We start from the raw sequence: 602 nt of genomic DNA, 5'->3' as shown, positions 1-602 counted from the left end.
CGGACTTGCTTGGCAAGCCATCCGCACACCGCAGGATCGCGCGGCAGCGCTCAGATAGCGATCGGGCAACGCGATGACGACGAACTTGCCTCTCCAAGTACGCCCGCTCCTGCGGACTAAGCACCAACGGCGCGATCGGCCGGCCTCGTTCACCTGCATTCGCCACGAGCTCTCTCCTCTGTAGAGATTCGAGCTATCAACTAATGTGGCGAACTTGCGTTCCAGATGACTAGATGCCGTAATGGGCCCTGCTCCGTGCAAGGGGGCATGATGGTGGCTGTCCCCCGATAGATGATGAAACGGGGTCACGACTTGAGTCGGCCCCAAGCATCTGGAGCGGAGGACAGCCGTGGAGAATTATGCCGGAATTGACGTGTCGTTGGAACTGTCGAGCGTATGCGTTGTGGATTCCCAGGGTAAGATCCTGAAGGAGGCGAAGGTCGCAAGCGAACCCGACGCCTTAGTCGAATTTTTCGAGACGCTTGGCTTTGCAGTGAATCGGATCGGGCTGGAGGCTGGGCCACTGTCGCAATGGCTTCATGCGGGGCTGCAAAGAGCAGGATCTGCAAAGAGCAGGATTCGAGACGGTTCTGCTGGAAACA

General features: G+C 58.3%; 2 pseudogenes. One reads left to right on the top strand and one right to left on the bottom strand.

From position 1 onward, the window contains the following. A pseudogene (locus AC1DW2_RS43875) lies at positions 1–166 on the bottom strand (IS630 family transposase); the annotation flags it as partial. 183 nt (positions 167–349) lie between these two features. On the opposite strand from AC1DW2_RS43875, the pseudogene AC1DW2_RS43870 reads away from it, so the two are divergent. Further along, positions 350–602 (top strand): annotated as a pseudogene (locus AC1DW2_RS43870) (hypothetical protein); the annotation flags it as partial.

This window comes from Bradyrhizobium sp. P3_C3 (genome assembly GCF_056402655.1).
This window is presented reverse-complemented; position numbering and strand designations above follow the sequence as displayed.